Below are 26977 nucleotides of genomic sequence, written 5' to 3' on the forward strand. Positions count from 1 at the left end.
CTAATAAATTTTTGGGGGAATAGTCCATGAACCATTTAATCATTTATACACATCCAAGAAAAAGCAGCTTCAATCACGCGATTCTGGACGCGGTGACGGAAAGTTACCTGCAAGTGGGGGATGGGGTTATCGTTCGGGATTTATACGGTATGGGTTTCCAACCGGCACTTGGCTCAAGTGAAATGCTCGGCGGGGTGGGAGAGGATATCGTCCGAGAGCAAGCCTATGTATCGTGGGCGGATCATGTTGTATTCATCTATCCGTTATGGTGGACGGGATTGCCTGCGATGCTGAAAGGGTATATTGATCGTGTATTTTCGTACGGATTCGCCTACAAATATGACAATGGAGTTCAATCCGGGTTGCTAGCGGGCAAAAAGGCGACGCTCATCCATACGCAGGATAAGTCCCAAGAAGCATATGAAGCAAGCGGCGTGGGGAATGCGCTTCGTCTTACGATAGATGAAGGGATACTCGCGTATTGCGGCTTCGAAGTGTTTCGTCATCTCGTATTCGACTCGATGCATGCTTCGACCACCGAGGATAGGAAGGCTTGGCTCGCTCAGCTTTCGGAAATGATGCGCGAGCCTTCGGAAACGAAAGAAAAGCCGTATACGAACTTTATTTAATTGAATGTAAGTAATCAATCAATAACGAAAAAGAGGATTGATGTATGATGAATTCCAAAGCTCAACAAATGTCAGTGGCAAAGAATATTAATTAATAAGGAGATGAAAGAGTTGAAAAGATCGTTTAAGTTAACCGCATTTATGATAAGTTTTCTTCTATTGCTTTCAATTTTGATTGGCGGGGTCATTTATAGAGCAACTACGGCAAATAGTCCTTTTGATGAAGCAAATCAGACCAACATCGATGTCGACCGCAACGCCCAGGTTATTGTCGACATTTCCATCGTCATCAACGCTCCGCTGCAGACCGTATGGCGATTACAGACCGGGATCGACCAGTGGCCCACCTGGCAGAAAGACATCACTCAAGCGCAGCTGTCCGGTCCGATCGCAGCTGGCAGCTCCTTTAACTGGGAGACCCACGGGCTACCCGTCATCTCCACCATCCGCGAGGTTGACCCTATGCGACGCATAGTCTGGGGCGGCCCAGCACTCGGCATCGACGGCGTCCACGTGTGGACATTCACAACGACCCCCAACGGAGTCGTCGTGCACACCACCGAGTCCTGGGACGGCCCGCCTGTGGCAGCCGACCCCGACGGCATGCGTGCGGCACTCACGTCTTCGCTCACTGCTTGGCTCGCTGCCCTCAAGACAACTGCTGAGGCAGCCCACTGATTGGTACATATTTTTGGAGCCGTAGGCCATTTTATCAATCTATATTTTCCATTTTTATTGAACCTTCTATTTGTTTGGTAAGTCCAATTAAATTTCTTTTGAAATTTGTTCTCATTTTTGTGATTCTAGTTTCTATTGTTTATATGCTTCTATTTGTCTTCATCTTTTCTAGAACGCCAGATCAAGCCATCCAGAAAAAAATAGGGAAATTAAAAACAAAATATATCGTAAATAACGATCACTATATCGATAAAGACGGAAGTTACCGCTATTTTATAAGAGAATTGGATGGAAAATTTACAAATAGTATTCCACATATTTATTACTTGAAAAAAACAAGTGTTGGTTGGATTGTGGTGAATTATGGTAATGCTCCTTAATTCGGTTATTAAACGAAGAATTTGCTCTTTTTTACTCAGGAGTGGAGTATGAAGGAGATTTGTACGATTATACATGCATAAAAAGCGATCATCCATGGCTCAACGACTGCATTTCACCTACACTTAAACCATAAAACAATAACGCAGAGGAGTGTATAGGAATGATGGTGAAGGTAGGAAGTCGCGAGTTGGAGATGGGTGGTCCCCATTTGACGGAGTTGAAGAGTTCAAACGAGATTGTTCACGATGTGGCTGCGCTTCGCGAACGGATGGAGGAAGATGGCTATCTACTCATCCGCGGATTTCATGACCGGGTGAAGGTACTTCATGCTCGCACGAGTATTTTAAAGAAAATGGTACAGATGGGGAAGCTCGATCGCGATACCCTGTTGGAAGAAGGCAGAATGGCTGATGGCAGTAAAAGCATCTTTATGGGAGGGACGAATGAGGATCTGCCGGCTTTGCTTACTGTTTTAAACGGGGATCCTATCATGCAGTTTTTTGATGAACTCCTTGGAGAGCCATCACTTACGTATCATTACAAATGGCTCCGGGCGGTAGGCAAGGGCGATTTTACAGGGGCCCATTATGACATTGTTTACATGGGAAGAGGAACAGAGAAAGTTTATACGGTTTGGTCGCCCCTTGGTGATGTATCGTATGAAATGGGAGGATTGGCGATTTGCTTAGGATCACATCGATTAGAATTGAAACAATCATACGGGACGAAAGATTCAGATCGTGACGACATCGGGCACTATACCGACGATCCGCTGGTCATTACTGAAAAATTTGGCGGGAAATGGGCGACAACAACGTTTGAAGCAGGCGATGTTCTCATCTTCGGTATGTATTTACTTCATTGTTCGCTTGAAAATACGACGAACCAATATCGGATCAGTGTAGATGCGAGATACCAATCGGCCAATGAGAAGGTTGATGAGAGGTGGAGCGGTAAAAAGCCGCGAGGTCACGATAAATGAAGATATGATCATGCTTATTGACGGCGAAAAACGCTAGGCGGCATGCCATATTGCTTCTTAAAAAGCTTCGAGAAGTGAAACTCATCATAGAAATGCAGAGCTGCTGCTATTTCCTTGACGGACAAGTTAGTCGTTTCAAGCGAAACTTTGGCTGACTCTAATTTTAGCTTCAGTATATAGTTGGTTGGAGAATGTCCGGTTATGGAACGAAAATGGGCGAAGAAGTAGGTGCGTGACATCCCGCTTTTTTGCACAAGCTCATCGATTTGGATAGGTTTGTTCAAGTTTTTGTGTATGAAATAGAGGATTCTGTCCATTTCGGTATGGTTGGGCGCAGCTAAAAACGACTGTTCCCTAGCGAAAAGGAGCAGCACTTCCTGCAGAAGAATGTTGGCTGAATAAGCGTAACCAGCAGGTTGTGCGATCAGGGTTTCAATGATTTTTTCGCATAATTGAAGGGCTTCGGTCAACTTCGCAGTGGATAAGATTTGTCCAACAGGAAGGTGGAGAAAGTGCGCCATGTCCAAGCTGCTGAAATCGATAAAGTAAAATTTCCAATTATTATTCTGGCATTTGTATGTACAAGGCACTGCTTCTTTTACGAAAAAAAAGGAGCCCGGGTACAAGTCATATCGGTCACCTGTTAGGGATAGGACACCATTTCCTTCATACGTAATAAAAAGCCCGGGGGTAACAAATCCAGCATTTTTAGATACTTGATAGGTGACGTTGGCCTGTACTTTCCAAATAGAAATAAACTTGCACAGGGGAACAGCTGACTTTTCTCCCAAGCTATAGGGTATATCCATGTAGGACACTGCTTTTCACCTGCCTAAAGTTGACATTTTGTATGGATATACATCCATTATAAATGAATTAGTTTCAATTCGCTCAATTGTTTCATGTAGGTATATTGACTAATAAAGGATTGCGCTTATAAGGGATATTGTTTTCCTAACATGGACACCGGTCTAGCTTATGCTCACTGGATGTCCATGTTTTTGTGTTATATCTAGGTCACATTTAAAGAGCGATCGTATGAGCATCGTTTTCCGTAAGTATCTGGTTAGTATTGGTGTCAACTGGGGGTGTTCACTTGGGTAGGTAAATAGGTGGCTTTTTGGAGTATATGTGTATAATAGATTTATGATATTTTCAAAGGTGGTCTACATACGATGATTAAATGCACCCATTGTTCAAAAGTCACAGAACTTCAAATGCAGCGCTGCATCCATTGTGGGAAAATCCTGACGTACACCGTTGCAGAGAAATTCGATATCCTAGCAGAATCCGTTGAACATGCGTTGAAAAAGGAGCTAGAAACAAGAAGAAAGATGAAGCATTAAATCATAGGCAAATAGATTAAAAACTCTGTTCCAAAGTCTTTCTCACTGGTGATTCGAACTTTCCCTTGTAAATTGAGAATGGTCTGCAAGCGTACGGAAAAGTGTACGAGCTATGTGGGAAATGAGCGAAATACAAACAGGCATGTTCGTAATTTATGCTCATTGCAGCACAAAATCTTTAAGAATTTGGAGTTTTTGGCTGCTTAATTATGCTTCTCGTAGCCAGAAGGATGCTCGTGAACCGACAAATGTATGCTGAGAGAGCCGAAATGGACTTCTCAACGCCGGAAAAGTAGCAAAGTGTTGCTGAGAAGTCCAAAAAGGACTTCTCAGCAACGGAAGGATGCTTGTTAACCGACAAATGTATGCTGAGAGAGCCGAAAAGGACTTCTCACTGCCGGAAAAGTAGCAAAGTGTTGCTGAGAAGTCCAAAAAGGACGTCTCAGAACCAGAAGGATGCTTGTTAACCGACAAATGTATGCTGAGAGAGCCGAAAAGGACTTCTCACTGCCGGAAAAGTAGCAAAGTGTTGCTGAGAAGTCCGAAAAGGACGTCTCAGAGTCAGAAGGATGTCTGTGATCCGACAAATGTAAGCTGAGAGAGCCGAAATGGACTTCTCACCGTCGAAAAAGTAGCAAAATGGCTCTGAGAAGTCCCGAAAGGACGTCTCAGAGCCATAAAGATGCTTGTTAACGATATGTTTCATAATCAATTTAGGATGTTACCTTTTGTAATTTAGCAGGATTATTGATTTTGTAAGGTACCGGATGTTTCGAAAGCTTTTTTGCTACAATTTTACACTCGAACGAAAGCTTGTCCCCGATTTCTAGCTCCAATTTCTTAAGTGTGGCACTGTGACTGGACCAGGCTTCGCCGATCTCCATTTCAGGTTCTGTCATGGAAACAGCTTCGTAGATAACGACTTCATCTTCCGTATCAGAGAAATTGTTCGGAACAGTTGTAAATTCCTTTACTGTAGCGATCATTTTCACCTTATCTTCGGGTAGTTGAAGCTTTGGAGCTTTTTCTTTTTTGGCCTTCTCTTTTTTCGGCTCTTTGGGGGCCTTTTTAACTTCTTCAACACTAGCTTCTGCAGTAGCTTCCACATTAGCTTCTACGGAAGCTGGAACATCTTCTTGCGAAGCCTCAAGATCTAAACCTTCCGTCTCTGTAGAGTCAGCGGTTCCTGCACCTCTTTGGCTGTAGTTGGCAGCTTGCATTTCCTTCAGGTAAGAGGGATGGATGCAGTGCAGCTGTTTATTGTCGAATTCAATGACAGCGGTCATTTTATCCACAAAACCAACAATGCCACATGGCAAATTCATGCCATTCCCTTTGTAGAAGAATGACTTTGTTTTCGCTGCTTTCTCCGAAAGCAAGCCCCATTCTTTACATTGTTCGAGCTGCTCGGTCTCGTCTTCGAATGTGTTATACGTAGGGGGCTGTATGGCAAACGCATGGACCATGATATCTCCGCCTTTCTAATATTTGTTAGAAGTATGTATGGCTAGTTATTCTAAGCGGTAATCGTCAGTTTTCTCTCCGTCTTCCCAAATCTCTACGAAAAGGGCCTCGCAGTTTTCAAACTCAGTCGGCTTTAGAGCAAGTGCTTTCTCCTCATCTGCGCCAACATAAACATTTTCCATTCCTTCGCCATCGAAGGAGAGGATAACATATATTTTCATATGCCATTGTGCCTCCAATAATTTGATATTGAACATTATAACACAATTGCGGAAATGTTCGCTTGACGAGCAGAGAACGGGAGGAATTGCAAAGAACCTGCGGACTATAGGATCGAATCTTTATCAAATCTTTATTATATTTGGATAGGAATATGTATAATCCTGTCGAATTATACCAATTGCAATTTACATAACTCTATAATTTTCAAGGGGGAAAGACGATTGGTTATTTGGAAGGGTTGGGGCATTTTAGCGGTGCTCATGGCAGGTGCCGGGTTTATCGTAGGAATTCTGATTGAAAGTTTGATCTATGGATCAAGCAAAAACGTATTACATGGTTGGCCATATACGTTAACATTGATTGCAGCCGCTGTTGGCATTTGGTTTAGTGGGAAAGCATTGAATAAAAGTGCAGGACGTGTTCTCGTAGATCAACAGACGAATCAACAATTTAAAATGGGTACACCGCACTCTTTATTTTTCATCCCTATGCAATATTGGGCTTTTCTATTAGGCGTAATAGCCTTTGCTATGTTATTTAAATAATCACAAAGATTGCCTTTGATTCACCCCTTTGGGTGAATCAAAGGCAATTTTTTTTGTTTAAATTTTGCCGAATTTTGTACAAACGCTCTTCTTCACTTTTTGCATGTAGTTGCCTGTGAAGTTGGCTTAAAATCACCCCCAAGTTCATATAGATGAATACAACCTGTTCTCCATATTGTAAAGGCAGCACTTTCATCCATCCGTTATGAGGGAATCGAAGGAGGAGGTTTGAGGGTGGCGATAATCGTCTTATTTGTCATCGGATGTCTATGTGGGTTCTTGTTATTTAGAAAAAATGTGATCACAGCCAGTCAGGAACAAGTTCCGAAAGATGTGAAGCTGTCCATAATAATCCCTGCCAGGAATGAAGCATGCAATTTGCCTCATCTCCTCCATGCACTGAAGGTCCAAACGCTGGAACCCTTTGAAATCATCGTTGTTGATGACTTTTCGGATGACGACACGAAGGAAATTGCTGAAAGTTACGGGGTTACTATCATTAGCAACACAAGTCTCCCGCAGGGATGGACGGGTAAAAACTGGGCTGTATGGAACGGGTATTTGCATGCTTCGGGTGATCTAATTGCCTTTCTTGATGCGGATATTCGCTTAGCTCCACGTGCGCTGGAAGCATTGGTTAAGGCGAGAAATAAAGCGGGAGGCGTCGTTTCTGTCGTTCCCTTCCATTATACGGAGAGGTTTGTTGAAAGACTGGCGCTGATCTTTAATGTGCTTGGTGTATTCGCATTTACGTCCCCTTTTGAAAAGAAAAATCCGAAAAAAGGTCTGTATGGCTCCTGCATCTTAACGACTAGAGAAGACTATGAAAAAATCAAAGGACATCAAAGCATCAAGTCGGAGATGTTGGATGATTTGAACCTTGGGGCCACTTATAGGAAAGCCGGGATTCCAGTGACGAACTTTATCGGGCGTGGCCTGGTTTCTTTTCGTATGTATCCACAAGGGATCGAAACCGAGGTTCAAGGCTTCGGTAAAGGAGCAGTCCTAAGTACGTCAACGTTAAGCCCAGGCACGATCCTTCTTGCTGCCATTTGGGTTGTCGGGCTAATTGCTTCCGAAACTTTCTTCTTCTTTATCCATACTTCGTGGGCGCTGCCACTTTTCATCGGATATCTCTTATACATGATTCAGTTGTTTTATTTGATTAAACATGTGGGCGTGTTTGGAATTATCATGCCTGTCTTGCATGTCCTCTCAACGTTATTCTTCATCTTCGTCATGCTGTATTCCGTTTATCAAGTCGTATTCCTTGGACATGTGTCATGGAAAGGACGGCAAGTCAAGGTAGGAAGCAGGAGGGGGCAATGACCATCGTTTGGACGGTTTGTGCCTTTTTATCAGGATCTTTCATGTTTTCTTACTGGCTTGGCCTTATCGCCAAAAAAAACTTGAAGACGGTTGGTGACGGGAATCCGGGGGCTCTAAATCTGTGGAAGGCAGCTGGTTATAAGCTTGGTTTCGTTGGTATTGTTCTCGATTTCTTAAAAGGATACCTTATCCTTCTTTTTGTATTGGGGAATGAAAAAGTTCAAGGGTACGCCATCATTTCCATCGCACTGGCTCCGATTATCGGGCATGCCTTTTCTCCATTCCTTAAGGGGAAGGGAGGCAAAGCAATCGCTGTGACCTTCGGCGTATGGAGTGCTTTATCCAACTTTGAAGCTTCTCTTGCTTTTGCCGTAGTTTTGGCTATTTTACTGAGTGCAATCAAGGTGATCAACAGAGGAAAAATTACATCGACTGAGGCAGACGGGATGCAGGTCGTAGTGGGTTTTCTGTTATTAGGTATCTATTTGTATTTGAGGGGTTACGCGAGTGCGATCCTTTGGGTATGGTTAGGGAATTTTCTACTGCTTGCTTATACCCATCGAAATGAGCTTGCTGTTTATATAAAAAGGTGATGAAAAAACAAATAGGATGGATCTCGGCCTTGTTGCCGGGATCCATTTTTTTGTTATTAACAAGGCGACGTGATTACATACTAGGCTTTACATTAGGAAAAACTAGGGGCTAAGCAGAAAGGAGTGAGCCTACATATGGAAGATAGAATAGCTCTGAGGGAAGAACGGCTAAACGCATTAAGCCACGGCTTGGGCGCGGCGCTAAGTGCTTTCGGACTTTTTTTACTTTTACAACGTTCCGTTTTGTTCGAAGATCTTGCCTATATCATTAGTAATGCGATTTATGGGGTATCTTTTTGCCTACTGTATCTATCCTCGACCCTTCTGCATTGCTCTCGTTCGAAGAAGTGGTGCGAACGCTTTGAAATCATGGACCATGCAGCTATTTTTATTGCCATTGCGGGTTCGTATACACCATTCCTTCTGATCACCTTGCAAGGAACCCTAGGGTACACTTTGCTGCTGATGATTTGGGTTCTAGCTTTGGGAGGCGTCCGCTATGTTCATTTGATCATTAGGCGGTTTATGCCTTGGGGCCTTCTTATGTATTTGTTGATGGGTGGCTTCATGGTTTCATTAATCGGCCCGCTTAGTGAACTTCTTCCTTCCGTGGCTCTAGCTTGGTTAATGTTCGGAGTCGCTTTTTACTGCATTGGCGTGCCGTTCTTTCTTTGGAAAAGGTTAAGATATCACCATATGATTTGGCATTTGTTTGTGCTTGCTGGAAGCAGCTGCCACTTTATTGCTGTTTATGCTTATGTGATGCCTGCCGTTTTGTAGGGAGCTTGGGTAGCTCTACCAATGACATCTCCATATTTAACGGCACTATCTCCATAGCGGACTACCGTCTTCGACGAACGTCAGAAGGCGGGAAACTCTTATATTTCTTGTATAGCTTCGTAAAATAGTTAGCGTTGCCACAGCCAATTCGTTCGGCGATTTCGGTTACGGTCCATTCGCTATCACGAAGTAAACGATCAGCTTCGTTGATTCGCAGCCAGTTCATATAATCTACGAAGGTACGCCCTGTTAGCTTCTTGAATGTTTTGCAAAAATGGTACGGGTTTAGATTCACCATTTGCGCGGCCTGCTCAACCGACAAAGGCTCGGCAATATGGGATTCGATATGCTGGATTAACGGCTTGAAAGATTCCGAATGCCGGGCAGGAGCTGGTTTATCTTTGAACTTTTCTGGTAAAAATTGCCTAGATAATAGAGCGAAAAGCAGCTGGAAGTTATGTTTGATGACGAGCTCGTAAGCGGCATTTTGATTCTCGAATTCAGCTGTAGATTCACGAATGAGTCGTCGATAAGGAGCAGTACTTTCATCCTCAGCAAACAATTGGGCAGGCATTGGAACTCGTCCGTCTAGAAAAGGGAGGATATACCGTTCATGCACGGGATCTGGATGCACCAATCGCAGCAAGGAAGCATTAAAAACGACAGCGACATACTCCATGGCTTCATCCGCTGCGTTATAGCCAACATGCAAAGCTCCGGCGGGCACGAATAGCAGGTCGCCAGCGTTGGCCTCATAAGGACGGCTATCTATATGAAATATCGCTTTGCCAACCTGCATATCAATGATTTCGAAATGTTCATGCCAATGAAGATACAGAATGTTATCGTCTTTAGCGGTCGTCCGAGGTCGGTTTCGGTAAAAACGGATGGGATAGCTGCTGTCCCAGGGTGGTGTCTTTTCCATTAAATCTTGAGGGTACGTCATGAGCTGCCTCACTTTCCTAAGTAACAAGATAAGACCTATTTGGAGCAAGATAGGATAGAGAAATTGCCAATAATCCTAGTTATAATGATCATATTCATTTATTTTATAACAATATAGGAGTGATAAACAATCATGAATAAGAAGCTTAGAGTGGGTACTATAGTTGGTGGCGGTGACGCTGTTCGCATCATCCCCCAAATTGCCAAGCACGGATTTGAATCCTACAGCTTAAGCTTTTGGCAAACAACGGGGAATATCGATCTCAAAGAAACGGCAAAGCGGGTAGCCGACATTGTTGCGGAGCATGACGCCATCATATCTACGATAGGTATATTCGGAAATCCACTCACGGGAACAGGAGATAATAAGGATACACTCGCTAGCTGGGAGCGGCTTATTGATCATGCACATCTCTTTGGTACCGATATCGTAAACGGTTTCACCGGCCGTATTCCGGATTGTCCAATTGATGAGTCAATACCGAAATTCAAGGAAGTGTTTGGTGAGCTTTCTCGCAGAGCCGCTGATCGCGGTGTGCGACTTGCTTTCGAGAATTGTGATATGGGCGGAACGTGGAAGACAGGGGATTGGAACATTGCCCATAACCCAACTGCCTGGAATCTGATGTTTGATGCCGTACCGGCTGATAACCTTGGCCTGGAGTGGGAGCCCTGTCATCAGATGGTCAGTCTGATTGATCCGATTCCGCAGTTACGTAAATGGGTCGATAAAGTGTTCCACGTCCACGGCAAAGATGCGACAATTGCGTGGGATATTATTCGGGAATATGGGGTTCATGGGAGCCAAGAGTTCGTTTGGCACCGTACACCTGGCTTTGGGGACACGAATTGGTCCGATATCATTACGATTCTGCGTCAGGCAGGCTACCTAGGTACAATCGACATTGAAGGCTGGCATGATCCCGTCTATCGTGATGAGCTCGAGATGACGGGTCAGGTGCATGCTTTGAACTATTTAAAACGCTGCCGTGGCGGAGATTACATTCCAAACCCTGTTTAATGAATCGATTTCAGTTCATCTTAGTTTTGTGCTAGCTCTGATTAAGATCGTCTATTTTTAGTGAGAGACATCTTTCTTATAATAAGGTCATTGTTACCGCATTCATTCAAAGCCAAGGAGGCTAACGGCCATGCAGGAAAATACACCTTTATTATTGACAGATGAGCAAATGAGAGAATTTATTACAAACGGATGTTTAATACTCAAAACCGATTTTTCCAACGAGTTTCACAGTAATCTTTTAGAACAATTAAACACGGTTTATGCGGAAGAGGGGAACCCTGGCAATAATTTACTGCCCCGCATTCGTGAACTGCAAAAAGTATTCGATCACCCTGTTGTGACAGGTGCTTTAACAAGCGTATTAGGGCAGAACTATATGATGCACGCACATAGACATGGGCATTTCAATGCTTCAGCGACGGCTGGAGGCTGGCATAAGGACAGTTATTGGGGCTACGATAGAATGCGCAATCATCACCCCAATTGGGCCATGATTATGTATTTCCCGCAGGATACGCCAGTGGAATTAGGACCAACAGGAGTTATGCCGGGCACGCAAAATTACCAGACTCGGACTTTTGAATCGAGTGAACAAGAAGGGGAAGTTTTAGCAAGCGGCGAGGCGGGTACCTTTGCACTGATCCATTATGATATCTGGCATCGTTCCACGCCTAATGTATTAGGACAGCCGCGCTACATGCTGAAATTTGAATTCATGCGTACTGAGCTTCCGCAAGCACCTAGTTGGAATAATCAAGAGGCAGCATGGAGGAAGCCAGCCAACTTACATTTGCCAATAGCTGAGCATGATTTGATGTGGGAAGAAACTTGGAACTGGCTGTCTGGAAAAGTTGGCAGTCTGGCAGGAACAGCTGCATCAGATCCGGATCAGATTAAAGAGTTAGCTGCTAAGTTGGATGGTTTTGAACCGCTAGCCATCAATGCGGCCTATGATCTGGCACGAAGAGGGCAGCAGGGTGTGGATGCTTTGCTCGAAGGATTAAAAAGCGAGAACAGCCAAGTATCGCGAATTTCCGCTTATGGATTATCCGTTGCAGGAAGCGCTGCCGTTAACGGGCTAGTTGCAGCTCTGGATCATGAGAATATTGAAATCGTTTCGCATGCGGTCTTTGCTCTTGGTGAATTAAGAGAGTTAGCGGCAGGAGCCGTTCCTACCTTCATCAAGCTGCTCGATCATCCAGCTGATCGTGTCCGCTGCGCCGTAGTGGATGCACTTGGATTCATGAACACACCGCTGGATGACATCGTGTCAAGTTTAGGTAAATGCTTACAAGATGAGAACGCGCAAGTTCGCTTCATGGCAAGTTTATCCTTGTCACGATTAGGCTCTCAGGCGGAAGCAGCTGTTCCGCAGTTGGAAATCGCATTGGATGATGAGAACAGATATGTTCGTGCGCATGCTGCGGAATCTCTGCATTATATCGGTACGGAACGCGCTAAGAATACACTCATTAAGTTTCTGCTTAATTCACGCTGGTGCCCGACAACGACAAAGAAAAACGCATTCTACCCGTAAACGTGCAAGATAGCATGAGAAAGAGGGCAAATTAACTTTTGCCCTCTTTGCGCTGTTTCCATATTTCATTTCATCATGGTTTCGTTGTAATCGGTCATTTTCGGTTTCAAATCGCGGAAAGAAGTCGGTGTAAAACCGGTTTGTTCTCGGAACATGCGGGAGAAATACGATAATTCCATACCCAGCGAATCGGCGATTTGCGAAACATTTAATTCCGTCATCATGAGTAAATCCTTGGCTTTTTCCGAACGCAAATGGTTCATATATTGAATCGGTGAATAGCCCGTAAATTGTTTAAAGGCATTAATAAAATAGTTAGGGTGATAATGTGCTATTTGGGATAATGTATCTACGGATACGTTGTCAGCAATATGCTGTTCCATATAGGTCAGTACACTATTCATTTTCTCAAAAGTAGGGGTAGAAGCCAGATTAAGCTTGCCTGTTTCACTTTGTTCAATGAAATCGGCAATGAATTCACTTATAATCGCATTGACTCTAAAACCGGCAGTTAATCCTTCACTTTTAGTATATTCTATCAGTTGTTCGAATTTTTTTTGAAAAGCTTCCGGATCTTTAATCGTAATGTAAGCGGATGTTTGCAAAATCTGAAACAGATCCAAATCCCCGATTTTGGCCGTGAAGTGACACCAGTATTTCCCGAAAGTGTGATCACTTATGGTTCCATAAGCTTGATCACTCCCCGCTGGGAGCAAATAAAGTTCACCTGGTTTCGGATAATAGGTCTGATCCCCAATTTTGACAAAACCTTCTCCTTCGATAATAAAATACAAGCGATTAAACGAACAAGAAGCGTTCTCATCTCTCCACAATCTCGATACCTTGGTGTAAGCCGCATAGGATAAATCAAGCTTCGCTTTCGCTATATATTTCTTCCAGAAGGTGAGCTGGCTAGGATTCATATCTATTCTCATGAGCTCATATTCCTTTCACGAAGAGTCGGCAAATGCCCTCAACAAATTGCTGCTTGCTATAGCCCAGAATTTCTCTATGATACAAGTATTGTTCTGGTGTTAAAGAGGCAAGTATGGTGTTAACCGTCAAATTGACATCAATCTGCTCAATCTCCCCTTGTTGAACGGCACGAGTGATTAAAGGAACGACAATGCTGTGAAGTCGGATGTAAATAGGTTTTTTGTGAAAATAAAAGCTTCGTTTTTCGGTATACGTGGTGTTGATGATAGAAAGCAAGGAGGCTTTCTCGTCCACAAAATCAATAATTCGAACGATCGTGTCCGACAATTGGTTCATGGCTGTTACCCCGGGACCGGGATCCGCGAGACCCTCTTCAAGAGAAGCAAGAAACTGGGCTGTTGTTGAACGAAGCAGATCGCTGCAAACCTCGCCAATATGGGCGTAACGGCGGTATAGAGTACCTTGTCCGACACCCGATTCTTTGGCAATCTGGTGCATGGTAACGGATTCAATTTGATTGGTTTCGAACAGGCTTCTAGCAGATGTAAGAATTCGCTGGCGATACTCCGAATCACGTTCTTCACGTCGACCGCAAGGTGGAATGGCTTTGATATCTTGGCTATATAATGAATTCTCATTGGTATCTGGATGTTTCATACATGGTCCTCCTATAAGAACAATCTTAACAAAAGAAATAATTGACATTACGGACAATTGTCCGTAATATGATGTTGCGGACAATTGTCCGTAACTATTGTACCACGATGGAATAGATATTGTGAAGGAGGAACATGGGCATGAGTCAACCAATAACATCTGGCGCAGCGGAACCAGAGTTTAAGATTTCGAGTATTCTGGTACCTCTCATCGCCATCATTTCGGGGATATTTATGGTTATCCTCGACACGACTGCGATGAATGTGGCATTGTCGAAGCTGGTCATCGATTTTAAAACAGATTTACCTACGATTCAATGGACCGTAACGGGCTATATGCTGGCGACCGCGGCCGTCATTCCACTAGCGGGATGGCTATCCGATCGATTTGGGGCGAAGAACGTATTCCTCACCTCTGTTGTTCTTTTCACTGTAGCATCGGTTTTATGTGCTACACCTAACAACGCGGAGTGGTTGATTGTTTTCCGTATCCTTCAAGGTTTAGGTGGAGGATTCGTCATGCCTGTATCAATGGCATACGTATTCCGGCTAAGTCCACCGAACAAAATCGGTCAAGTGATGGGGATGCTGGGTGTACCCATTTTGCTCGCGCCTGCAATTGGGCCTATCGTTTCCGGATGGCTGGTTGAGTACCATTCCTGGCATTGGATTTTCTTAATTAATCTTCCCGTCGGTATTTTCAGCCTTGTCTTTGGAATATGGAAGCTGCCGGCTGTCGCACGTAAGAAGGTAGCTGGATTTGATTTACCAGGTATGATTCTAGGGCCCGTTGCTTTTGCATCCTTATCGTATGGGATCACACAAGGTGCTGAGAGCTGGACTTCCGATAAAACGCTGTGGGGCATCATAATGGGAGCTGTCGCATTGATCGCCTTTATCATAGTTGAACTTAAATCCAAACTCCCTCTGCTCGAGTTGAGAGTATTCCGATCTATTGATTTTTCCTTCGGTATTTTCGTACAGTGGGTACTGCAATTCTGTTTGTTCGGGGCGATTTTCCTGCTTCCGCAATTTCTTCAGCAAGCCCGCGGGTACGGTGCTTTCGACACAGGGATGACGCTGTTCCCGCAAGCGTTAGCTTCGGCAGTCATGATGCCGATTGGCGGTTACTTATTTGATAAAATCGGTGTACGCTGGTTGGTAGTCGTTGGGCTCAGTCTTGTTTCCGGTGCGATCTTTCAATATTCGCATGTCAGTCTAACGACAGAGGGGCATGACTTAATTTTACCGTTGATTATGGCTGGTTCGGGTATGGGGCTTATGATGATGCCGCTTAATTCACATCTAATTAAGAAAGCTCCGCATGATTTAGTGAGTCGAGTTACTTCTTTAACTAGTGCGATGCAGCAGGTTATCAACTCATTCGCAGTTGCTACCTTGGTGACCATTCTCTCTTCGCACGTAAATTCGTCCATTACTGCTAAGAACATTCTAATAAACAGTCCTGCTGATAAGCAAAAGGCTATGCTTGCTGTAGCACCCGAAGCGTTCGGTCAGACTTTCCACGTAATGCTCATTATTGCGATCTGTGGGATATTTTTAGGCTTGTTCCTTCGCCGTGACAAGACACAGCCTAATGAGGTTGTGAAACAAGAAGTCGCGTTAGAAGGATTGCACTAGATTAGAACAATCATACAGGAAGCTTACCGAATAATCGGTAGGCTTTTTTTGTGTACATAGAAGCTGGTAATTATGGAATTCTAAATAATAGCGCAAAACTTCATTTTAGGGGGTATTAGTGATGAGTCAAGATGAAAGGAAACTGGAAAAGGATTCGCATCATATTCAACTAACTTCTGGTGATATTGCGCCTTTATGGGCAGGTTATTTAAGTGACAGCATGGTCAAAGGCGTGCTTCAACATTTCTTACATACAGTTGAGGATGTTGAAGTAAAACCAGTCATTGAATTTGCTCTTGGTTTAACAATAGAACATATGGAATTTAGTGCGAAGTTATTTAATGACGAAAAGTTCCCTATCCCTCTTGCCTTTACAGAGAAGGATGTCAACTTAAATGCCCCAAGATTATTTTCAGATGGCTTTATGTTACTCTATCTAAGACATATGGGTATTGCCGGCACAGTTTCTTATGCTATGGCATTAGCAAGCAGTTCAAGACAGGATATACGTGCATTCTTTATTCAAAATCAGAAGACTGCAGCTGAGTTGCTAGAGAAAGCTACGGCTTTATTGCAATCAAAAGGAATACTCACAAGGAGCCCTTTCATACCGTATCCGGATTCAGTTGAGTATGTACACAAAGAAAGTTGGTTAAATGGACTGCTGGGCGATCGTAGACCCTTAAATGCAGCAGAAATCTCAAACATTTATTTGAATATTATGAAAAACAGTATAGGTAAAGCATTGATGATAGGTTTTTCTCAAGTTGCTAAAAACAAAGAAGTCATTGAATATATCGTGCGCGGCAGAGATATTTCCACGAAGCATGTCGAAATATTCAGTGCTTTATTACGTGATGACCAGATGCCGGCACCTGCGACTTGGGAAACAGAAGTTTCAAATTCTAAGGAGTCTCCATTTTCCGATAAGCTAATGCTCTACCATACGATCTTTCTTTCAGCAGTAGGAATTGGGAACTATGGAGCAGCTATTTCAGCAAGCATGAGGAGGGATTTGACAACGGTATACTTGCGGCTTACAAGTGAAATTGGTACCTATGCAGACGATGGAGCAGAACTCGCGATAAAGAATAATTGGATGGAAAAGATGCCCGGTGCGGTCGAACGTAATGCTCTACTATCCTTATAAACCGTATAGTTTGATCAACTTTGGGATATGCCAATAAAAAAACCATCCATTGTACTGGATGGTCTTTGGTATGTCAGGTTAGTACAACTATACGTCTTTACTCTTTTTCGTGCTTGGTTTTTTCTTCGCAGGTGTTTTCTCCGGCATTGCTGCGACCCATTGTAAGGACTGCTCGATCCACGCTGTAACAGTATCAGGTGTTTCCCGCCACTGCTCCGGTAAGGTAACATATTCCTTCATCGGTTTGCCTGGCATGGGAGAAAATAACGAGGCACCTTCTTGTTCGACAAGACGAGAACGCTCCTCTTCCGGCAGGCGGATGAAGATTTGCTGTCCATAAAGTCCTACGAACATGTTGCCATTAATAAAACCGGCCAGATTGCCGAACACGGGACGAATATGAATATGAGGATTGCTGGGCATAACAGCTGCGAAAAATTGTTTCATCTCCTCATCAGGACGAGGCATGGACATATAGAAAACTCCCTTTCGATGTGTATGTTAAACTTCCATAATCGTCTTAAGTCGTTTCAAGTCACCTCGAATGCTACTTCTGACCTGGGGAGACATAATAAGATCTGTTAACTTATAGAAACCTTCTGAGGTACCTTCAACACGTATTTGTGCCAATGTTCCTTCCTTTGCATCATCAAATTGATAGGTGACTTTCATCGGAAACGGACCTTTAATTGATTGCATCACCATCAACTTCTCGGGTACATAGTCAACTACTTTAAGTACATAGTGAATTTCCTTACCCAGAAATTTGGCCATTCGTCTTACCTGAGTTCCCAAGCCAATAGGGCGTTCAGTGAGGAGTTCAGCCTCTTTAATGCCTTTGGTCCAATTGGGATCGTTGGTGGGCTCCATCGCATACCGAGCAACCTCTTTGCGGCTTTGAGCAATCACCAACTTGGCCGAAACATCAATTCCCATATCTATAATCTCCTTATTTCTTATCGTAATTCGTCAATAAAAGTCATGGTTGACACTCGTATTTTAGCAATCACTTATGTAAGTGTCAACTTAAATAGTTTTATAAGTTAAGTTGACACTTAATTAAGTGTATGCTAAATTAACGTCATGATCGAAAAAGTGATCCAAGCCATCGTAGAGCCAAGACGCAGAGATATCTTATATCTCGTACGTGATGGAGAGCTTACATCTAGCTCCATCGCGTCCCATTTTGACATTTCGGCACCAGCAGTATCACAACATCTTAAGGTTCTTGAGGAATCCGGACTACTAGTGGTTCGGAGAGAGGGAACCAAGCGGTATTATCGAATGAGGAGGGAAGGTTTTGCTGATCTGAAAGCGTACATTGACCGTTTCTGGGATGATAGTCTACTGCTATTGAAGGAAGCCGCAGAAGAAGAAGAGAGGAGACAGCGTAACCGTGAATCAAATGAATCAGACCAGTGATACGATTAGGAAAGAGATGTTTATCGATTGCCGTCCGGAGATTTTATTCTCCTTTTTTACAGACCCTGAGAAGATGGTTCGTTGGATGGGCAGGCATATTCTGCTCGAGCCAAGTATCGGAGGGAAATATCGGATTGATGTGAATGGATCGGATATTGCGATGGGGGAGTATAAAGAGATTATTCCTAACGAGAAAATCGTTATGTCGTGGGGCTGGGAGAAGTCCAAGGTGGTTCCACCTGGTTCAAGCACGCTCGAATTTAAATTCACAGCGAAAGATAAAGGAACTGTTCTGCTATTAACTCACTACGATTTGCCGCTCGAAGAAGTCGCCGCCCACACAGAGGGTTGGATGCACTATACAACTCGCCTCCAAACGTTGGCTGAGGGCGGAGATCCTGGTATAGATCCGTGGTCTGTTAAGGCTATGCATTAAAAATTACGTTTCATTAAGAAGCTTATGGGGAGATGGAAGACAATGACGACTTTATCTTGCGATTGTGGGTTCAAAGTAGAAGAGGAAAATCGGTACGAAGTAGAGGCAAAGATGTGGCATCATGCCATTCACGATCATGCCGATATGTTGAAAAGCATGTCAGTAGAGCAGCTTGCACAATGGTTGATGGGAAAAGACAAGCAATTAGGCGATTCTTCAGCCATTCATCAGGAGGTTGTGTTCGCAGCAAGCCCGAACCGCATTTATGAAGCACTGACTGATGCTGCGCAGTTTAGCAAAGTCTCAGGAGGAGCTCCTACAGAAATAACTCCGGAGGCTGGCGGTTCTTTTTCCTGCTTCGGTGGGATGATTGTAGGGAAAAATATTGAGCTGGAGCCAAACAAGCGAATCGTTCAAGCATGGCGTGTCGCGAATTGGGAAGAAGGCGTATATTCCCTTGTGAAGTTCGAATTGGAAGAGCAAGGCGAGGGAACTCGCCTAGTCTTTAGCCATACAGGCTTTCCTGAAGGTCAGGAAGCTCACTTGGCTCCAGGCTGGCATACGAACTATTGGGAACCGCTTAAGAAGTATCTAGCGTAATTTAAAAACCGGTATTCGTTCATTTGGAACGAGTACCGGTTTTTATTTGTCTATAAGATTTTTGAGTGAAGGTGGGATGCGAAGCTTAGCCCTTATTTAATAAACGGTGTAGGTTTCTTGCTTAAACATTGAATTAGCGAATCGACGTTCCTCTTACCAGTGAATTCGGGCGCCATGTTGCGTCCTGAGAAGGCTATCTTTCTTTAATCACCACTCCTTACGAAGTGCAAACAAATCTCTCAATTCATCATTTGAGAGTTCCGTAATCCAGCCTTCAGAAGTGGAGATTACGTTCTCGCTCAGACTCATCTTACTCTCGAGCATCTCGTCGATTCGTTCCTCCAAGGTCCCGAGGGAGATGAACTTGTGAACTTGTACATTGCGCGTCTGTCCCATCCGAAAGGCACGATCCGTAGCTTGATTCTCTACGGCAGGGTTCCACCAACGGTCGAAGTGGAACACATGGTTCGCTGCGGTCAAATTGAGTCCGACTCCGCCAGCTTTTAGCGATAGAACGAAGATACCCGGCCCAGTACCATCTGCGGCTTGGAACGTATCAATCATCTTATCGCGCTCTAGCTTAGGCGTGCTTCCGTTCAGATACAATACCGGTTCATTGCGCTGTGCCCGCAGCACGTCTGCCAATATTTTTCCCATGCCTACATACTGGGTGAAAATCAGGCAGGAGTCGCCTTCGTCCCGAAGCTCACCGACCATGGCAACCAGCCGCTCAAGCTTCGCGGATCGCATCACGAAGGCTTCGCGGCTCTCCTCGGAAAGATGAGATTCCTCCGAAAGAATATCTTCCTTCGTGAGCAGTACAGGGTGGTCGCATAACTGCTTAAGCTGCGTTAAGGCCGCTAGGATTGCTCCTTTGCGCTCCATGCCTTCCAGCTTCTGCATACGTTCCATGAGATCCTTGACGGATCGTTCATAGAGTGCTCCTTGCTCAGCTGTTAGATTGATATATACTTTCATTTCAAGCTTATCAGGCAAATCGAGCTGGATCGCAGGATCTTTCTTTTTGCGGCGCAGCATGAAAGGCTTGACGAGCTTCTGCAGCTGTGCAGTTCGCTCCTCGTCGTGGTGCTTCTCGATCGGATTCGCAAATCGATGCTGAAACTCGCGTTGGTTTCCGAGGTAACCCGGAATAAGAAAATCGTAGATCGACCACAGTTCGGACAGTCGATTTTCAATAGGTGTTCCTGTCAGTGCAATCCGGTGCTTAGCTTTAAGCGTACGGATCGCTGCGGATTGTTTATTGTGGGCATTCTTGATATTCTGAGCTTCATCCAAGCAAAGGGAACTCCACGTGGTCTCCTGCAGTGTCTCTTGATCCATTAGCGCTGTCGTATATGAAGTCAGTACGACGTCCGTTTCTTTCAAAACCGCAGAAAGTGCCTCACCACTTAGACGTCCCTTCCCATAATGAAGAAAAACCTTTAAATCCGGAGCAAAGCGGACTAGCTCCTTCTGCCAGTTGCCAAGCACGGAGGTGGGGCAGATAAGCAGGGCAGGGTGCTCCGATTCTGCTTTATGATGCAGTAAATAGGTAATGAATTGTATGGTTTTACCAAGCCCCATATCATCGGCCAAGCAGGCACCAAGCCCAAACTTCCTAAGAAAGCTCAGCCATGTGAAGCCTTCGCGTTGATACCCGCGAAGCTCAGCGCGCAATCCCTCTGGCACAGCGATTTCTTTCAATTCCGAAGGCTCTCCAAGCTGACGCAGCAGCGCCAAGAGGTGGGTATTCAGCTCAACTTCCAGCTTCAGCCGTTCTTCATGATCCGCTTCTTCCTCCGCTGTAAGAGTTTCCTTCTGGTGTTTTTCCTTTTCCGATTCACTTAACAGGTGAAGCTGAAAGATATCCTGCAGGGACAGTCCTTCTTCTGGATTCACGCTTTCCATGAGTCTCTTGATTTGCTCCAGCAGGGCAGGGTCTAAGTACACCCATTGACCACGGAAGCGGATAAGCCGTTCATTGCGGCTAAGCAGACTGGCGAATTCAGCTTCGCTCAGTTCAGTATTGCCTATGGCAATTCGCCAATCGAAGTTGACCAGAGAGTTCAGTCCGAACAGCGACTCGCCTCTGCCACCAGCTTCCGAGGAAACCTTTGCACGCAGCCGAGGCTTCCGTTTCGAGGCAGCCTCCCACCAACCAGGGAGCATGACGTTCCAGCCATCTTCCAACAAAAGGCGGCTGTCCGTTGTCAGAAACGTCCATGCCGCTTCGTCGCTTAATGGCTCAGCAAATAGCTCGCCGCCGATATTCCGCCTAGGCAATGCTTCAGTTAATCTTGTAGCCCAGCCAAGAGAACGCTCCAGGATATAAGGGCTCCAATCACTCGCCCATGTGCCTGAAGCACGTCCATCCGCATAAAGGCGAATTGGCGTCAACACAGATCCTTCATTTTTATCTTGAAGTACCAAGCGGAGACGCCAAGTGTCATCGTTCTCATCCGGTTCCAACAGCTGCAGGGCAGGGCGGAAGGGAGCGGTGTCAGGTCTCCAGCCCAGAGATGCAAGCCATTCTTCGTCCGTGAAAGCATCTGCAGAGGCAGATGCCGATTTCTGTGCTCGGAAAAGGGCTGGATAGTCTCGTCGAAGATCAGCAAGGGCAGCTTCATTGGGATAGTGTTCAGCCGAAACCACGGCGGAGAAGGCTGCGCGCAAGCCGGACATTCCCTCACCTAAGCCATCTAAGCTTTTTAGCACTTTCCAATCCAATTCCTTCAAAGACTCCGCCTCAACATCCCAAGTCCAAGCCAGATTCCCATCCCGGAATGCGCTGTAACTGGGTACGTAATGACCTGCTTTAGCTTCCCGGTATAGAACCGGTGCCACTTCCAGCAATCCCTTCGTGGTTTCGTTTCCCCCTTCCCATCGGAGGACGTCCATGAAGTAGGGTTCTGCGAAGAAGGGGAGTACCATCTCGACAGGTAGTACCGTTAGTGTCAACTCCCCCGCTAACAGTTGGTCCAGAATGGTGCCGTAGTAAGATGGCTCGTGCCACGCAAACAGCAGCTTACGAAATTTATCTCCGGGCACATCGCGTCCGTCCTGCAGCCCCCAGAGTAAGGCGTCTCCACTGTCCGTTAAGGTGACGTTCAATGTCATATCATGCAATTTAGTGCTCATCCGAGTAGCTTTCCTTTCCGAAGTTCCTCCTGCAGCGCCCTCAGCCTGCTGTGCCGTTCCACGAAACCAGAAAAGAAATGTTCCCATCGCTCCGTTTGTTTCATTTTTTTGTACACTTTATCGAGCCGCTTGAGGAGCCTTACCGCTAATTTGTAATCATGCCGGTTTTTTAGACTGACATAGTAATCTATTGCTTGATGATAATAGGGTAGGAGGAGCTTTGGTGTATCCTTTTCAATTGGCTGCAGGACATTGACGCGATGGTAGAGAGGGTCATGGCCCTGTAGGATCTGCATTTCTAACCAAGGCTTCCATTTTCTTTGTTCGTATAACATGTCCTCAATAATCCGGAACGAATAAGGCAAGAGCTCTTCTAGAACGCTCCACATGTACTCTTCCGCTTGAGGGAGATGCACGATGGCTTTTGTCCAAAAATCAGCGTAAACATCAAGCTCTTTGGTCCGTTTCTTATTAAAAAAAGAAGCTGATCTGCGCAACCAATTCACTAAATCTTCCCAGTTCTGGGTGTTATATAGATGGTCTAGGAACGGAATGAATAGTTTGGCAGGGGCCTCTTTGAAACTATCATTCTCTTTTAAAGCCCTCCAGGCTTCTTTACTCCTGGATTGCTGCAAGTACAAGAAAGCCTTTGCGGCAGAGAGAGAAGGTGATTGGCTATCCAAATCAATCGTCTCAAGAGCTTCAATTTCCTTAGTTATATAATGACTTGCCTTGGGATCTGGGGCAACCCAGTGTTTCCAAAGCACGGTATAGACGCCATAATCTTGATAACTATGACCTGATTCTTCAGCCATTTGCTGTCTGATATAACTTAACGTCTGCTCAAGGCGCTCTCCAGAAACCGAGAAGTCAAGGAGGGGCGATTTTTGCTTCAGCCAAGTATGAATCTCATCGTAAACCCGGTAAAGGGTGGAAGATGTGTAGTAACTTACGCCATTTTGTGCATTCTGCTCTTTTAGTTTTCTAAGGATAAATAATTCCTGATGCATGTCAAAAAAAATCTGATCCATATCAGAAAAAGGAATAGTGATCTTCTTGATGTTCAGTAAGTGCTGCCTCAGCATGTCTACGTAATTTCCTAGATCATATGTCGCCTTAATGAGGGACGTAAATTGGTTCAGAAACTTATGCCAGCCGGATACATCCATTTTGGGCAATTGTAGGAGCGTAGACTCCAAGGAGGTAGTTGACGTAACCCGCTTGAGATGCATTTTGGCATTCATAATTTGGGAAGCGGGGTAACCCAGACGATCCCCAAGCTCCATCCAGACTGCTGCCATATGCTTGCAAGCGGCTGGTACTGGACAACTACATTGACTGGAGCCGGGCTTGTCTAAGTTCAGAATGACTCGATATTCTCCTGATTCTTCCTCTGCCACTCTTGCCTGAACGACTCGAGTCTCAGATATGCTCAGGGAAGCTACCCGTTGTTGTTTAAAGTAAGTAAACCCTCGACTAAGGGTAACGTCATTAAAAGCTTCGGCTACGTACTCCAGCAGCTTCAACCATTGGTCATCGTTTAAAATGGGAGAACTCATCGAATAGCTCCTTTTTTTCCACTTTCAATTATCAAAACCATCTTTTAGTATAAATAGTGAAGCTGATAATGTAAATTGAGTCCATTTAACAGGAAGGATGATTCTATATGAATATTCGGATAAAATATGGATTAGCGGTAATAACTACCGTAGTTTTAGGCTTAAGCTCAAGAAGGTTCTCCGGCCTAATCCCTCTTTTTATTGTTAAACATGCAGGGGATGTGCTCTGGGCAAGTATGGTTTATTTTGGGTTTCGATTTTTTTTCGTAAAAAGAAAGTTAACATGGGCAGTAGGAATCAGTATCGTATTTAGCTTTGCTATTGAATTTAGTCAGCTATATCAAGCTGAATGGCTAATTGAAATAAGAAATACGGTCCTTGGAGCCCTCATTCTTGGAAAAGGATATGTAACAGTTGATTTATTTAGATATGTCATAGGGATAACACTGGCTTTTTGTGTAGACAAGTATTGGCTGCATCGCGATAAGCGCATTTAGTCATGGGAATTACCAGGAATGGATGATTGTCGCATCCAACCTATCAGTACGATCAAGAGAGGATAGACAATTCCAATAAGGAGAGCAAAGGGAATGTAGGTTAAGTTATTCCATTTAGCTTCAAATGCTGTATTTGGATTCACAACAAGCGATAAGACCGTAATAATCAGTCCTATTGGAAAACAAAGCATTTTGTAATCACGAAAGTGGAACACATGCTAAAAGCATGATCCATGGGAAGAAGATCTCTGCAGTTCTTAATATAACAACGATGCGTGATTTTCAAAGAAGGAGGCACATTAAATTCAACGCTATTGTCGTACTGTCAAAAGTTTGGCTTCAAACGAATGAGCTTATCATCGCCTTTGTTTGGCTTGCCGCGACCGTCACGGTTGTTCGTCATGAGATATAGCGATCCGTCGGGTCCTTCATAGACATTGCGAAGCCTGCCGAATTTCCCTTGAAATAAATGTTCCACGCTCGCGACTGTATCGTATTTTGGCCCTTTCAGGTTTACTTTTAAAAGCTTTTCTCCCCGCAATCCTGCCACTAGGAGGCTGCCTTTCCAAGGTCCTTTGCTTACGAATGTTGCACCTGATGGTGCCCACGTTTCTTTTCCGCTTTGGAGGATTGGCGTTTTCAGATTAGCTTTTACTGGACTCGAGGATGTTTCACCTTCAATTAATGGCCAACCATAATTGCCACCAGGCTCAATAAGGTTAATCTCATCATGTGCAGTTTGTCCATGCTCGGAGCTGTACAATTGCCCTGTTTCTGGATGCCAAGCGAGCCCTTGAGGGTTACGGTGTCCCATGCTGTAGATGGGTGAATTCTTAAAAGGATTTGAGGCAGGAATAGACCCGTCTAGGGCAATTCGTAATATTTTGCCACCCAAGCTAGTTGGATCCTGTGCTAAAGGAGGATCATACCGATCGCCGGAGGTGATATAGAGCAGCTTATCGGCTCCAATTTTAATTCTTCCGCCGTTATGGTTTTCCGCTCCTGGTAATCCGGCAATTAATACTTTATCCAGCTGCGCTTTGTTATTTTTTTCGATAAGCCTCAACACTCGATTGTTGACTTGATCCTTCGCGCGATAGGTGTGATAGACATAGATATAATGGTTTTCCATAAAAGAGGGATCAAGCGCAAGCCCTAAAAGTCCTCCCTCGCCTTCGCTGATGAAGGGGGCCTCGAAAGTGATTAGTGGCTTTGGGTTCAGACGACCCTTCTCAATCACACGCAGTGTACCTGGTCTTTCTGTGAAAAAAATCCGGCCATCCTTTGCGATATCCATCTCCCAAGGGACGTTAAGTCCTTCGGCGACTGTTTCTATTTTATAGGGAATATCCAATTGTGTAGTTGAAGTCTGCTCTGGGGATGGTACATTAACCTGCTTGTTCGGTGTACAGCCAGTCGTTATCACAAGCGATAAAGCTAATAGAAAAACAAAGAACTTTTTCATTAACATTTCCTCCTACATGATTAGGATGAACAGGCGTTATTTCTGTTGTATTTATAAATTCATTATACCATTTTGTGGAAGGAAACTATAAACCGCAACCTGGAAAATGTTATATTGGTAAGAGGTATCATTAAAGGATTACACCCATATAAATAGACGAATAAGGGAGCCAACTCATGATTCTATATCAAAATGAACATACAACCGTTTTTCAAAGCGCATTATTTCAAACGACATCAACCGTTGTGCTAACGAAGGATATGGTATTAATTGTTGATCCTAACTGGCTTCCAAATGAAATTGATGACATACGAAACTATGTCAATTCGGTAAGAGGCGATCGGGACTTATACCTGTTATTTACGCATGGTGATTTTGATCACATTATTGGGTACAAAGCATTTCCCGGCGCTAAAACAATTGGGAGTTACGCACTAAGCTGTCACCCGAAGAAAGACTATAAGATTTCTTTGATAGAAGAATTTGATAGGGAACATTATGTCAATCGGAATTACCCCGTTGAATTTCCGGTTCTTGATATCGTCATTTCGGAAGATGCCGAGGAACTAAGGTTAGGGGATACATTATTGACTTTTTATAAATCCCCGGGACATACACCGGATGGATTGTTTACAATCATTGAACCGTTAGGTATTTGGATTGCAGGAGACTATTTATCGGATTTCGAATTGCCGTTTATTTATCATAGTGCCAAAGCATATAAGGAAACGTTGAATACGGCATATCGTATTTTAGATCAACACAGCATTGAACTGCTAGTTCCTGGGCATGGACAAGTTACCACCGATACCTTGGAGATGAAAAGGCGTTTGGACATGTCTTCTGATCATCTGGAACGGCTTATTAAGGCGGTCATTGCAAAAGATGAGAGTGCTATCGCGGCTCTTGGTGATGAGCATGCCTTTAAATCTTCTTTTACAGAAGAATGCCACGAAGAAAACATTAAAATCATTGCACAGGAATTTTCTAGTTAAGCAATTCTTTTCGGGAGATGTGCGTCA

The 26977-nt window shown here is 44.3% G+C and carries 29 protein-coding genes; 18 read left to right on the forward strand and 11 right to left on the reverse strand.

Annotation, left to right across the window (positions count from 1 at the left end; translation table 11 throughout):
• Positions 1 to 26: 26 nt before the first annotated feature.
• The 4 genes from NYR53_RS12600 to NYR53_RS12610 all read left to right on the forward strand — a co-directional run bounded on the left by NYR53_RS12600 (position 27) and on the right by NYR53_RS12610 (position 2670).
• On the forward strand, positions 27 to 629 hold the full coding sequence (locus NYR53_RS12600; RefSeq protein ID WP_261305488.1) for an NAD(P)H-dependent oxidoreductase: 603 nt from the start codon (positions 27 to 29) through the stop codon (positions 627 to 629).
• A gap of 111 nt (positions 630 to 740) precedes the next feature.
• Positions 741 to 1307 carry an SRPBCC family protein gene (locus NYR53_RS12605; protein WP_261305489.1) on the forward strand — a complete coding sequence of 189 codons (567 nt, stop codon included), beginning with the start codon at positions 741 to 743 and terminating at the stop codon, positions 1305 to 1307.
• 119 nt (positions 1308 to 1426) lie between these two features.
• The gene (locus tag NYR53_RS34715) at positions 1427 to 1687 is read left to right on the forward strand and encodes a YjcN family protein (RefSeq protein WP_496198061.1); all 261 of its coding nucleotides are present in this window, start codon (positions 1427 to 1429) and stop codon (positions 1685 to 1687) included.
• Between the two features lie 161 nt (positions 1688 to 1848).
• Positions 1849 to 2670 (forward strand): phytanoyl-CoA dioxygenase family protein, encoded by an 822-nt coding sequence (locus NYR53_RS12610; protein ID WP_261305490.1) that lies wholly within the window; start codon positions 1849 to 1851, stop codon positions 2668 to 2670.
• 14 nt (positions 2671 to 2684) lie between these two features.
• On the opposite strand, the gene NYR53_RS12615 is transcribed toward NYR53_RS12610, so the two are convergent.
• Positions 2685 to 3479 carry a helix-turn-helix domain-containing protein gene (locus tag NYR53_RS12615; RefSeq protein WP_261305491.1) on the reverse strand — a complete coding sequence of 265 codons (795 nt, stop codon included), beginning with the start codon at positions 3477 to 3479 and terminating at the stop codon, positions 2685 to 2687.
• A gap of 366 nt (positions 3480 to 3845) precedes the next feature.
• Here NYR53_RS12615 and NYR53_RS12620 point away from each other — a divergent pair, with 366 nt between their 5' ends.
• The gene (locus NYR53_RS12620) at positions 3846 to 4016 is read left to right on the forward strand and encodes a hypothetical protein (protein WP_261305492.1); all 171 of its coding nucleotides are present in this window, start codon (positions 3846 to 3848) and stop codon (positions 4014 to 4016) included.
• Positions 4017 to 4729: 713 nt separating this feature from the next.
• Here NYR53_RS12620 and NYR53_RS12625 read toward each other — a convergent pair.
• Both NYR53_RS12625 and NYR53_RS12630 read right to left on the reverse strand, forming a co-directional pair.
• Positions 4730 to 5482, reverse strand: coding sequence for a hypothetical protein (locus tag NYR53_RS12625; protein WP_261305493.1), 753 nt, complete (start codon positions 5480 to 5482; stop codon positions 4730 to 4732).
• A 45-nt stretch (positions 5483 to 5527) separates the two neighbouring features.
• Positions 5528 to 5701: a hypothetical protein gene (locus tag NYR53_RS12630; RefSeq protein WP_261305494.1), complete on the reverse strand. Its 174-nt coding sequence runs from the start codon at positions 5699 to 5701 to the stop codon at positions 5528 to 5530.
• A gap of 222 nt (positions 5702 to 5923) precedes the next feature.
• Here NYR53_RS12630 and NYR53_RS12635 point away from each other — a divergent pair, with 222 nt between their 5' ends.
• From NYR53_RS12635 to trhA, 4 genes are all read left to right on the forward strand, one after another.
• Positions 5924 to 6247 carry a hypothetical protein gene (locus tag NYR53_RS12635; protein ID WP_261305495.1) on the forward strand — a complete coding sequence of 108 codons (324 nt, stop codon included), beginning with the start codon at positions 5924 to 5926 and terminating at the stop codon, positions 6245 to 6247.
• A gap of 234 nt (positions 6248 to 6481) precedes the next feature.
• On the forward strand, positions 6482 to 7576 hold the full coding sequence (locus NYR53_RS12640; RefSeq protein ID WP_261305496.1) for a glycosyltransferase family 2 protein: 1095 nt from the start codon (positions 6482 to 6484) through the stop codon (positions 7574 to 7576).
• Positions 7573 to 8169: a glycerol-3-phosphate acyltransferase gene (locus NYR53_RS12645; protein ID WP_261305497.1), complete on the forward strand. Its 597-nt coding sequence runs from the start codon at positions 7573 to 7575 to the stop codon at positions 8167 to 8169. Before NYR53_RS12640 ends, NYR53_RS12645 begins: the two co-directional genes overlap by 4 nt.
• A gap of 135 nt (positions 8170 to 8304) precedes the next feature.
• The gene (gene trhA / locus NYR53_RS12650) at positions 8305 to 8949 is read left to right on the forward strand and encodes a PAQR family membrane homeostasis protein TrhA (protein WP_261305498.1); all 645 of its coding nucleotides are present in this window, start codon (positions 8305 to 8307) and stop codon (positions 8947 to 8949) included.
• Between the two features lie 61 nt (positions 8950 to 9010).
• Here the strand turns inward: trhA and NYR53_RS12655 are convergent, their stop codons facing one another.
• Positions 9011 to 9874 carry a helix-turn-helix transcriptional regulator gene (locus tag NYR53_RS12655; RefSeq protein ID WP_261305499.1) on the reverse strand — a complete coding sequence of 288 codons (864 nt, stop codon included), beginning with the start codon at positions 9872 to 9874 and terminating at the stop codon, positions 9011 to 9013.
• Positions 9875 to 10027: 153 nt separating this feature from the next.
• Between NYR53_RS12655 and NYR53_RS12660 the strand changes: the two genes are divergently transcribed.
• Together NYR53_RS12660 and NYR53_RS12665 are read left to right on the forward strand one after the other, a co-directional pair.
• Entirely contained in the window at positions 10028 to 10915 is an 888-nt protein-coding gene (locus tag NYR53_RS12660) for a sugar phosphate isomerase/epimerase family protein (RefSeq protein ID WP_261305500.1), read from the forward strand.
• A 130-nt stretch (positions 10916 to 11045) separates the two neighbouring features.
• Positions 11046 to 12455, forward strand: a complete 1410-nt coding sequence (locus tag NYR53_RS12665) for a HEAT repeat domain-containing protein (protein WP_261305501.1) — start codon at positions 11046 to 11048, stop codon at positions 12453 to 12455.
• A gap of 65 nt (positions 12456 to 12520) precedes the next feature.
• On the opposite strand, the gene NYR53_RS12670 is transcribed toward NYR53_RS12665, so the two are convergent.
• The gene (locus NYR53_RS12670; RefSeq protein ID WP_261305502.1) at positions 12521 to 13390 is read right to left on the reverse strand and encodes an AraC family transcriptional regulator; all 870 of its coding nucleotides are present in this window, start codon (positions 13388 to 13390) and stop codon (positions 12521 to 12523) included.
• A 4-nt stretch (positions 13391 to 13394) separates the two neighbouring features.
• Positions 13395 to 14048 (reverse strand): TetR/AcrR family transcriptional regulator, encoded by a 654-nt coding sequence (locus tag NYR53_RS12675; protein ID WP_261305503.1) that lies wholly within the window; start codon positions 14046 to 14048, stop codon positions 13395 to 13397.
• A 140-nt stretch (positions 14049 to 14188) separates the two neighbouring features.
• Here NYR53_RS12675 and NYR53_RS12680 point away from each other — a divergent pair, with 140 nt between their 5' ends.
• Together NYR53_RS12680 and NYR53_RS12685 are read left to right on the forward strand one after the other, a co-directional pair.
• The gene (locus NYR53_RS12680; protein WP_261305504.1) at positions 14189 to 15688 is read left to right on the forward strand and encodes an MDR family MFS transporter; all 1500 of its coding nucleotides are present in this window, start codon (positions 14189 to 14191) and stop codon (positions 15686 to 15688) included.
• Positions 15689 to 15809: 121 nt separating this feature from the next.
• Positions 15810 to 16838: a DUF3231 family protein gene (locus NYR53_RS12685; RefSeq protein WP_261305505.1), complete on the forward strand. Its 1029-nt coding sequence runs from the start codon at positions 15810 to 15812 to the stop codon at positions 16836 to 16838.
• Positions 16839 to 16925: 87 nt separating this feature from the next.
• On the opposite strand, the gene NYR53_RS12690 is transcribed toward NYR53_RS12685, so the two are convergent.
• A complete protein-coding gene (locus NYR53_RS12690; protein ID WP_261305506.1) occupies positions 16926 to 17312 on the reverse strand; it encodes a TfoX/Sxy family protein in 387 nt (128 codons plus the stop codon).
• A gap of 27 nt (positions 17313 to 17339) precedes the next feature.
• Positions 17340 to 17774 (reverse strand): SRPBCC family protein, encoded by a 435-nt coding sequence (locus NYR53_RS12695; RefSeq protein WP_261305507.1) that lies wholly within the window; start codon positions 17772 to 17774, stop codon positions 17340 to 17342.
• 147 nt (positions 17775 to 17921) lie between these two features.
• Here NYR53_RS12695 and NYR53_RS12700 point away from each other — a divergent pair, with 147 nt between their 5' ends.
• The 3 genes from NYR53_RS12700 to NYR53_RS12710 are packed head-to-tail and all read left to right on the forward strand — an operon-like array spanning position 17922 to position 19296.
• Complete coding sequence (locus NYR53_RS12700; RefSeq protein WP_063891997.1) at positions 17922 to 18260, forward strand: ArsR/SmtB family transcription factor; 339 nt, start codon at positions 17922 to 17924, stop codon at positions 18258 to 18260.
• Positions 18244 to 18696, forward strand: coding sequence for an SRPBCC domain-containing protein (locus tag NYR53_RS12705; RefSeq protein ID WP_261306348.1), 453 nt, complete (start codon positions 18244 to 18246; stop codon positions 18694 to 18696). The genes NYR53_RS12700 and NYR53_RS12705 overlap by 17 nt, the downstream gene beginning before the upstream one ends.
• A gap of 42 nt (positions 18697 to 18738) precedes the next feature.
• Positions 18739 to 19296: an SRPBCC family protein gene (locus NYR53_RS12710; protein ID WP_261305508.1), complete on the forward strand. Its 558-nt coding sequence runs from the start codon at positions 18739 to 18741 to the stop codon at positions 19294 to 19296.
• 207 nt (positions 19297 to 19503) lie between these two features.
• Here the strand turns inward: NYR53_RS12710 and NYR53_RS12715 are convergent, their stop codons facing one another.
• Together NYR53_RS12715 and NYR53_RS12720 are read right to left on the reverse strand one after the other, a co-directional pair.
• Positions 19504 to 22434, reverse strand: coding sequence for a DEAD/DEAH box helicase (locus NYR53_RS12715; RefSeq protein WP_261305509.1), 2931 nt, complete (start codon positions 22432 to 22434; stop codon positions 19504 to 19506).
• Positions 22431 to 23993: an SWIM zinc finger family protein gene (locus tag NYR53_RS12720; protein ID WP_261305510.1), complete on the reverse strand. Its 1563-nt coding sequence runs from the start codon at positions 23991 to 23993 to the stop codon at positions 22431 to 22433. The genes NYR53_RS12715 and NYR53_RS12720 overlap by 4 nt, the downstream gene beginning before the upstream one ends.
• A 107-nt stretch (positions 23994 to 24100) precedes the next feature.
• Here NYR53_RS12720 and NYR53_RS12725 point away from each other — a divergent pair, with 107 nt between their 5' ends.
• The gene (locus tag NYR53_RS12725; protein ID WP_261305511.1) at positions 24101 to 24490 is read left to right on the forward strand and encodes a ribosomal maturation YjgA family protein; all 390 of its coding nucleotides are present in this window, start codon (positions 24101 to 24103) and stop codon (positions 24488 to 24490) included.
• 325 nt (positions 24491 to 24815) lie between these two features.
• Here NYR53_RS12725 and NYR53_RS12730 read toward each other — a convergent pair whose 3' ends face one another.
• Entirely contained in the window at positions 24816 to 25955 is a 1140-nt protein-coding gene (locus NYR53_RS12730) for a PQQ-dependent sugar dehydrogenase (protein WP_367618643.1), read from the reverse strand.
• Positions 25956 to 26131: 176 nt separating this feature from the next.
• Between NYR53_RS12730 and NYR53_RS12735 the strand changes: the two genes are divergently transcribed.
• Positions 26132 to 26950: an MBL fold metallo-hydrolase gene (locus NYR53_RS12735; RefSeq protein WP_261305513.1), complete on the forward strand. Its 819-nt coding sequence runs from the start codon at positions 26132 to 26134 to the stop codon at positions 26948 to 26950.
• Positions 26951 to 26977: the final 27 nt, after the last annotated feature.

Source organism: Paenibacillus andongensis, assembly GCF_025369935.1.
Lineage (GTDB): Bacteria > Bacillota > Bacilli > Paenibacillales > NBRC-103111 > Paenibacillus_E > Paenibacillus_E andongensis.